This is a genomic window from Sphingopyxis sp. SCN 67-31, assembly GCF_001725095.1.
The window spans coordinates 1-7991 of record NZ_MEFH01000134.1 but is presented as its reverse complement, the minus strand read 5'-3'; the positions used below and the strand labels follow the sequence as shown (position 1 = coordinate 7991).

At 66.0% G+C, this 7991-nt stretch carries 9 protein-coding genes; 8 read left to right on the top strand and 1 reads right to left on the bottom strand.

The window, feature by feature from the left end; all coding sequences use genetic code 11:
* A partial coding sequence (locus ABS88_RS21355) for a PhoH family protein (protein ID WP_286750524.1) occupies positions 1-450 on the top strand: 450 nt, incomplete at its 5' end.
* A 29-nt stretch (positions 451-479) separates the two neighbouring features.
* On the opposite strand, the gene ABS88_RS21350 is transcribed toward ABS88_RS21355, so the two are convergent.
* Positions 480-863 carry a DoxX family protein gene (locus tag ABS88_RS21350; protein WP_286750523.1) on the bottom strand — a complete coding sequence of 128 codons (384 nt, stop codon included), beginning with the start codon at positions 861-863 and terminating at the stop codon, positions 480-482.
* 137 nt (positions 864-1000) lie between these two features.
* Here ABS88_RS21350 and ABS88_RS21345 point away from each other — a divergent pair, with 137 nt between their 5' ends.
* The 7 genes from ABS88_RS21345 to ABS88_RS21315 form a co-directional block, all read left to right on the top strand.
* On the top strand, positions 1001-1453 hold the full coding sequence (locus tag ABS88_RS21345) for a carboxymuconolactone decarboxylase family protein (RefSeq protein ID WP_286750522.1): 453 nt from the start codon (positions 1001-1003) through the stop codon (positions 1451-1453).
* A complete protein-coding gene (locus ABS88_RS21340) occupies positions 1450-2322 on the top strand; it encodes a sigma-70 family RNA polymerase sigma factor (RefSeq protein ID WP_003039871.1) in 873 nt (290 codons plus the stop codon). The genes ABS88_RS21345 and ABS88_RS21340 overlap by 4 nt, the downstream gene beginning before the upstream one ends.
* A gap of 73 nt (positions 2323-2395) precedes the next feature.
* Positions 2396-4480: a transglycosylase domain-containing protein gene (locus ABS88_RS21335; RefSeq protein ID WP_286750521.1), complete on the top strand. Its 2085-nt coding sequence runs from the start codon at positions 2396-2398 to the stop codon at positions 4478-4480.
* Between the two features lie 118 nt (positions 4481-4598).
* Positions 4599-5105, top strand: a complete 507-nt coding sequence (gene ybeY / locus ABS88_RS21330) for an rRNA maturation RNase YbeY (RefSeq protein ID WP_286750520.1) — start codon at positions 4599-4601, stop codon at positions 5103-5105.
* A 17-nt stretch (positions 5106-5122) separates the two neighbouring features.
* The gene (locus tag ABS88_RS21325; protein ID WP_040589145.1) at positions 5123-6064 is read left to right on the top strand and encodes a hemolysin family protein; all 942 of its coding nucleotides are present in this window, start codon (positions 5123-5125) and stop codon (positions 6062-6064) included.
* A gap of 40 nt (positions 6065-6104) precedes the next feature.
* On the top strand, positions 6105-7262 hold the full coding sequence (locus ABS88_RS21320) for a glycosyltransferase family 4 protein (RefSeq protein WP_003039865.1): 1158 nt from the start codon (positions 6105-6107) through the stop codon (positions 7260-7262).
* A 6-nt stretch (positions 7263-7268) separates the two neighbouring features.
* The coding region (locus ABS88_RS21315; protein WP_286750519.1) for an AAA family ATPase at positions 7269-7991 on the top strand (723 nt) is incomplete at its 3' end.

Genomic DNA, 7991 nt, shown 5'->3' with positions numbered 1-7991 from the left:
GCGGGCGAGAAGCTCGGCTTCCTGCCTGGCGACATGAAGGAAAAGGTCGATCCCTATCTGCGTCCGCTCTACGACGCGCTGCACGATTGCCTGCCCGCCGAGCAGGTCGAACGTCGCATCGCGAGCGGAGAGATCGAGATTGCCCCGCTTGCCTTCATGCGTGGGCGCACGCTCGCCGATGCCTTCATCATCCTCGACGAAGCGCAGAATACGACGATCCCGCAGATGAAGATGTTCCTCACCCGCTTCGGCATGAACAGCCGCATGGTGATCTGCGGCGACCCGAAACAGGTCGACCTGCCGCTGCCCGCGACATCAGGCCTCGCCGATGCGGTCGCGCGGCTCGAAGGGCTCGAAGGGATCAACATCAGCCGCTTTACGAGCGCCGACGTGGTGCGTCATCCCATCGTCGGGCGGATCGTCGAAGCCTATGAGGGGCCGGGAAGCTGAGAGCGACGGCGCCCTGACGCGAAAGCTGTTCAGTCTTTGGAGCGGCTGGCGTCGATGCTCCATATCCCGGCGCCGCGCGTCGCGATGAACAGGAAGATGAAGGTATAGAGGATGATCGTCTCGCCGCCGTTGACGATCGGATAGAGCCCGTTCGGCGCGTGAACGACCCAATAGCCGACCGCCGACATGCCGCTGGCGATGAAGGCCGCGGGCCGCGTGAACAGGCCGATGATGATCAGCGCGCCCGCGACGAGTTCGATCGTTCCGGCGGCATAGAGCATCGGGTTGAGCGGCATCGGAAAATCGGTCGGGAAATTGAAGAATTTTTGCACCCCATGCGCGAGGAACAGCAGGCCGGCGACGATGCGCAGCAGCGCACAGGCCTGTTCACGATATCCATCGAGAAACTTCATCACACGCCCCTTCGGTCGTTGTCGATGCGCGAAGCTATCGCAAAAGAGCGTCGTCGCGAAATTTTTTCGCGCGCCATGTCACAATCGACCGGCGCTGCCTCGTCATGTCGGCACAACCCGAACAAAGGAGTGATGACATGACCAAGGTAACCGAACCCTTCGCCGCAGCGCCGCAGTTGATGAAGCAGTGGATGGCGGTTTCGCTCGCCGTGCAGGGCAGCCTCGAGAAAAGCCTGACCGAACTCGTCAAGATCCGCGCCTCGATCGTCAACGGCTGCGCCAATTGCATCAACATGCACACCGCCGAAGCCCGCGCCGGCGGCGAGAGCGAGCAGCGCATCTATCTGCTTTCGGCCTGGCGCGAGGCGCCCTGCTATACGCCCCGCGAACGCGCGGCGCTCGCCTGGACCGACGCCTTGACGCGTCTGTCGCAGGGGCACACACAGGGCGAAGCCAAGGCGGCGCTCGAGGCCGAATTCACGCCGGAGGAACAGGTGAAGCTGACGCTGATGATCAACATCATCAACGGATGGAACCGCATCGCGGTCGGTTTCGACCTTTGGCTCGAACAGCCGGCGCGCGCCGCGTGACAGCGACGGCACCTTCGCATGCGGAAGCGGCGGATGCGGCGGCGAGTTTCGATCCGCTGCGTCCGCTGCTGACGCGCGTCGCCTATCGCATGCTCGGCTCGGTCGCCGATGCCGAGGATGTGGTCCAGGATGCCTTCATCCGCTGGCTCGGCGCCGATCGTGCGTCGGTGCATGAACCTGCTGCCTTTCTGCGGCGCACCGTGACGCGGCTTTGTCTCGACCAGCTCAAATCGGCGCGGGTGCGGCGCGAAACCTATGTCGGACCGTGGCTTCCCGATCCGATTGTCGGCGAGGAGCCCGACGACGATGTTACGCTGCCGCTGATGCTTGCGCTCGAACGGCTGTCACCGCTCGAACGCGCGGCCTTTCTGCTCCATGACGTCTTCGGCGTCGGGTTCGACGAAGTCGCGGCGACGATTGGCCGCGATGCGGCGGCGACGCGCCAGCTCGCGACCCGTGCCCGCGCCCACGTCCGCGACGCGCGCCCGCGCTATCGGCTCGAGCGCGAGCGCGGACTCGAAATCGCCAGCGCCTTCTTCGCGGCGTCGCGGAGCGGCGACATGAGCGCGCTCGGCAATCTGCTCGCGGCCGATGTCGGCATGTGGTCCGATGGCGGCGGCAAGCGGCCCGCGGCGATGCAGCCGGTACTCGGCTTCAACCTCGTCATGCGGGTGCATCGCAGCCTGGCGGTCCTGTTCGGAAAATATGCCTCGACGCTGGTCGAGGTCGGGACGATCAACGGACTGCCCGGCTTCGTGACGCGCGAGGCCGACGGCGAATATCAGACGACCGCGCTGGAAATCGAGGACGGGCTGGTCGTCGGCATCTATGTCGTGCGTAACCCCGACAAGCTGCGCCACATGCACTGAAGCCCCGCCCGATCGCGCTTCGCCGCAGGAGCGATTGCGCGCTCTGTATTGGGCGTGTAATACGGCGCGAAGAATGGCCGCTTTTCCTTTTTCCGATGATCCGCCGCCCCCGGCGATTGAAGAACCGCTGTTTCCGCCTGCCGAAACGCCTGCGACGCCGGCGGGCGCGAAGAAGCCGCGGCCACGATGGCTGCGCTGGCTGTCGCGCGGTTTTGCGGCCTTTGCGATTCTCTTCATCCTGCTCGTCGGCTGGCTGGCAATTACGGCGCCGCTGTCGAAATCGCTCGAACCGATCGCGCCGCCGCAGATTACCCTGCTCGCATCGAACGGCACCCCGATCGCGCGCATCGGCGCGGTAGTCGACAAGCCGGTGAAGGTCGCCGACCTGCCCGATCATGTCACGCAGGCCTTCATCGCGATCGAGGACCGCCGTTTCTACAATCATTGGGGCGTCGATCCGCGCAGCGTCGCGCGGGCGGTGTGGAGCAATGTCACCGGCGGCCGCACGCAGGGCGGCAGCACGATCACGCAGCAGCTCGCCAAATTCACCTTCCTGACGCCCAAGCGCACGCTGGGCCGCAAGGCGCGCGAGGCGCTGATCGCCTTCTGGCTCGAGGCATGGCTGACCAAGGACGAGATCCTCGAGCGCTATCTGTCGAACGCCTATTTCGGCGATAACACCTATGGTTTGCGCGCCGCGTCGCTCCATTATTTCTATCGCCAGCCCGAAAAGCTGACCCCGGCGCAGGCGGCGATGCTGGCAGGGCTGGTGCAGGCGCCGTCGCGGCTCGCCCCGACCAAGAACCCCGATCTGGCCGAAAAGCGGATGCGGCTGGTCGTGCAGGCGATGGCGCGCGAGGGCTATCTGACCGCGGCTGAGGCGAAAGCGATGCGGCCGCCGCGTATCGACGTGCGCGAGCGCGACGACCTGCCCACCGGCACCTATTTCGCCGACTGGGCGCTGCCGCAGGCCCGCAAGCTCAGCGACATCGGCTATTCGCGCCAGACGATTACGACGACGCTCGACGCCCGTTTGCAGGCGGCGGCGCGGCGTGCGGTCAATCGCGCCGCGCTCGGCAAATCGCAGGTGGCGCTGGTCGCGATGCGCCCCGATGGCGAGGTCGTGGCGATGATCGGCGGGCGCGACTATGCCGCATCGCCGTTCAACCGTGCTACGCAGGCACGGCGCCAGCCGGGATCGACCTTCAAGCTGTTCGTCTATCTCGCGGCGCTGCGCAAAGGCTGGCGCCCCGACGACAGCATCGCCAACGGGCCGATCGAAACCGGTACCTATCGGCCGAAAAATGCCAGCGGCACCTATTCGCCGAGCATCACGCTGGAAGACGCCTTCGCGACGTCGAGCAACGTCGCGGCGGTGCGACTGCTGCAGGAAGTGGGCGATGACCGCGTCATCGCGATGGCGCGCGATCTGGGCGTGACCGCACCGCTCGCCAAGGGCGACCCGAGCCTGGCGCTCGGCACCTCGACGATGACATTGATGGAACTGACCGCCGCCTATGCCGCGGTGGCGGCGAACGCCTATCCGGTCGTTCCGCACGCCTTCAAGAGCGAGGACAAGGGCTGGTTCGAAAATATGGTCTGGGGGCCCAGCCATTTTTCGGCGCGCGAGCATGACGGGATAGAGGATATGCTGGGCGCGGTGGTCAATCGCGGCACCGGGCGCGCGGCGCGGCTGCCGATCGCCGGCTTTGGCAAGACGGGGACGAGCCAGGACAATCGCGACGCTTATTTCATCGGCTATACCGATGGGCTGGTCGTCGGCGTGTGGGTCGGCAACGACGATAATTCGCCGCTGCACGGCGTGACCGGCGGCGGCGTGCCGGCGCGGATCTGGCGCGATTTCATGGTACAGGCCAGCGGCCGCGGCGCCGAACCGAAGAAGGCGCCGCCGGCTGTCGATCCCGCGGGGCCGGTCCAGCCGCTCGACGTGCCCGACGTCGGCACGATCCCGGTCGGCGACAACACGAGTATCGGCGTCGAGGACGGCAATGCCGTACTCAGCACCGAAATCGGCGGCACGCGCGTCGATCTGCGTCTCCCGATCGGTGACCGGCAGACGCCATCGGGGCAGGGGCCGACCCTGATACCGGCAACCCCGCCGCCGCAGCCCCAGCCGGTGCCAGCAACGCCGCCGTAACGGGGGTGGGCAAGCGATTTCGCATGGCGCACGGCGCCGCGCGGCAGTAGCGAGGGGCAATGACCACGCCGATTCTCTCCGTCGATAGGCGCAGCCGGCCAGCGGCCCCGATCCGGCCATGCTGAGCGTCGAAACGCACGAGGCCAGCCCCTGGCCCGACGATCTCGATTGGCAGGCGCGCGCTGGCGAAGCGGCCGCGGCCGCGCTCGCGCTGACCCCTTACGCCGCGCTTGCCGATGCTGCGCCGCTTGTCGAAGTGGCGATCCGCCTGACCGACGATGATGAGGTGCAGGCGCTCAACCGCGATTTCCGGGGCAAGGACAAGCCGACCAACGTCCTGTCCTTTCCGCAGGTTCAGCCCGACCTTCTCGAAACGATGAGCAACAGCGACGACGGCGAGATATTGCTCGGCGACATCGTGCTGGCGCGCGAAACCTGCGTGCGCGAAGCGGCGGAGAAGGGGGTTTCAGTCGCCGATCATGCGACCCATCTGATCGTCCACGGGACGCTGCATCTGGTTGGATACGACCATATCGACGACCATGGCGCCGAGGCGATGGAGGCTTTGGAAGTGAAAGCCCTTGCATCGCTGGGCATCGCCAATCCATATGCGGTGCAGGATTAACGGCAAAAGCGAGAGACATGCCCGACGAGCAGGGGTCTTCGACCCGATCGGAAGAGGACAGTAGATCCGGCCTGTGGGCCGGAATACGGACGTTGCTGTTCGGCGGTAACAGCGAACCGTCGCTGCGCGAGCAGATCGAAGAGGTCATCGACGAGGCCGAGGAAGAGGGCGCGGAGCGCCGCGGCAGCAGCATCGTCGGCGATCTGTCGCCCATCGAACGCAAGATGCTGCGCAACCTGCTGCACTTCGGCGAACAGACGGTCGACGATGTGGCGGTGCCGCGCGGCGAGATCATCGCGATTTCGGAAAGCGCCAGTTTCGAGGAAATCGTCGCCATCTTTGCCGACGCGGGGCACAGCCGCTTGCCGGTCTACCGCGAAACGCTCGACGAGGTCGTCGGGATGATCCACGTCAAGGACGTGTTTGCCGTGCTCGCCGAAGGGCGCACGCCGCCGCCGCTGCTCGACCTGTTGCGCCAGCCGCTCTATGTGCCGCAATCGATGGGCGTGCTCGACCTGCTCGCCGAAATGCGCGCGAAGCGCACGCACCTTGCGATCGTCATCGACGAATATTCGGGAACCGATGGTCTGGTCACGATCGAGGATCTGGTCGAGGAAATCGTCGGCGAGATCGAGGATGAGCATGACGACGAGCCGACCGCGCTGTTCGTGCCCGACGCCGACGGCTGCTGGGACGCCGATGCGCGCGCCGAATTAGACGATATCGGCGAAGTGATCGACCCGCGCCTTGCCGAAGTCGATGAGGATGTCGACACGCTCGGCGGCCTCGCTGCGGTGCTCGCGGGGCATGTCCCGGCGGTCGGCGAGGTGCTGCACCACCCGAGCGGGTGGCGCATCGAAATCACCGAAGCCGACGAAAAGCGTGTTCATCGTCTGCGCCTGCATCCGCCGGTGGTCGTCGATCTGGAAGCCTCGGCCGATCGCGGCGCCGACTTCTGACGAATTGCCTTTGACGGGGCAAAAGACTAGCGGAAACCGGATGGACGTTTCGGACCTTCGCATCGCGCTGTTCAGCGGCAATTACAATATGACGGTCGATGGCGCGAACAAGGCGCTCAACCGCCTTGTCGGCTATCTGCTGCGCCAGGGCGCATCGGTGCGCGTCTATTCGCCGACGGTTGCCGAACCCGATTTCGAGCCGACCGGCGACCTTGTCAGCGTGCCGTCGATGGCGATCCCGAACCGCCCCGAATATCGCATCCCGCTTCACTTCTCGGCCCGTGTGCGCGAGGATATCGCGAAATTCGCGCCCAATATCCTGCATATCTCCAGCCCCGACCGTGTTTCGCGGCAGGTGGCGGCGTGGGCACGGCGGCGCAATATCCCCGTCGCCTGTTCGGTGCACACGCGCTTCGAAACCTATTTCCGCTATTACAACCTGTCCTTCCTCGAACCGATTATGGTCGCATGGCTCCGCCGGCTCTACCGGCGCTGCGACGCGCTGATCGCGCCGTCGGAAAGCTTTGCGCAAGTGCTGCGCGAACAGCGGATGAACTATGACATCGGCATCTGGACGCGCGGCGTGGAGCGCGACATTTTCCGGCCCGACCGGCGCGAGGCGAGCTGGCGGCAATCGTGGGGCATTGCCGACGACATGCCCGTCATCGCCTTCCTCGGACGGCTGGTCATGGAAAAGGGGCTCGACGTTTTCGCCGACACGATCGACGTGCTGGACCGCCGCAAGGTTCGCCATCAGGTCGTCGTGATCGGCGAAGGCCCCGCGGGCGATTGGTTCGAATCGCGGCTGCCGCAGGCAAAATTCGTCGGCTTTCAGGGCGGTCCCAATCTCGCCCGGGCGATTGCGTCGTGCGATATGCTGTTCAACCCGTCGGTCACCGAAACCTTCGGCAATGTCACGCTGGAGGCGATGGCATGCGGCCTGCCGGTGGTTGCGGCACGCGCGACGGGCAGCGCCAGCATCGTCAAGCATGGCCAGACGGGCTATCTCGTCGATCCGGGGTCAATCACCGGCTTTGCAGACGACCTTGAGCGCTATTGCACCGATGCCGGGCTGCGCGCGGCGCATGGTGCGGCGGCGCTGGCCGAAAGCATGGCCTATGAATGGGACGCGATCAATCAGTCGGTCGCCGACACCTATTTGCGGCTGATCCGCCAGAAGCAGCGGCAGCGGAGGTAGCGCGGCATGGCCGGGGATCTGTTCGGCGACGATGCGCCGGCCGGGGCGGGCGATGCCACCGGGCCGGTTCCGCTCGCCGAACGGTTGCGCCCGCGCAGCCTCGCCGATGTCGTCGGACAGGAGCATCTGACCGGCGCCGAGGGCGCGATCGGGCGCATGGTTGCGGCGGGGCAATTGTCGTCGATCATCCTGTGGGGGCCGCCGGGCACGGGCAAGACGACGATCGCGCGCTTGCTCGCCGAAGCGGTGGGGATGCGCTTCGCGCCGCTGTCGGCGGTATTTTCGGGCGTCGCCGACCTTAAAAAGGCGTTCGCCGATGCCGAAAAGATGGCGGCGGCGGGCAAGCGCACGCTGCTTTTCGTCGACGAGATTCACCGCTTCAACCGCGCGCAGCAGGACGGCTTCTTGCCCTTTGTCGAGCGCGGGACGGTCGTGCTCGTCGGCGCGACGACCGAGAACCCAAGTTTTGCGCTGAACGCCGCGTTGCTCAGCCGCGCGCAGGTGCTGGTGCTGCACCGGCTCGATGAAGCGGCGCTCGCGCTGCTTGTCGAACGGGCCGAAGCGGACGTCGGGCGGAGCCTGCCGGTGACCGCAGACGCGCGGGCGGCGCTGATCGCCAGCGCGGACGGTGACGGGCGCTTCCTGCTCAACCAGGTCGAAACGCTGTTCGCCGCCGCGATTGCCGATCCGCTCGACGCGGCACAGCTCGCGCAATTTCTCCACCGCCGC

Coding starts and splice junctions, on each gene's coding strand:
- ABS88_RS21345 (WP_286750522.1), top strand. CDS start 1,001: ATGACCAAGGTAACCGAACCCTTCGCCGCAGCGCCGCAGTTGATGAAG.
- ybeY (WP_286750520.1), top strand. CDS start 4,599: ATGCTGAGCGTCGAAACGCACGAGGCCAGCCCCTGGCCCGACGATCTC.
- ABS88_RS21350 (WP_286750523.1), bottom strand. CDS start 863: ATGAAGTTTCTCGATGGATATCGTGAACAGGCCTGTGCGCTGCTGCGC.
- ABS88_RS21320 (WP_003039865.1), top strand. CDS start 6,105: ATGGACGTTTCGGACCTTCGCATCGCGCTGTTCAGCGGCAATTACAAT.
- ABS88_RS21325 (WP_040589145.1), top strand. CDS start 5,123: ATGCCCGACGAGCAGGGGTCTTCGACCCGATCGGAAGAGGACAGTAGA.
- ABS88_RS21335 (WP_286750521.1), top strand. CDS start 2,396: ATGGCCGCTTTTCCTTTTTCCGATGATCCGCCGCCCCCGGCGATTGAA.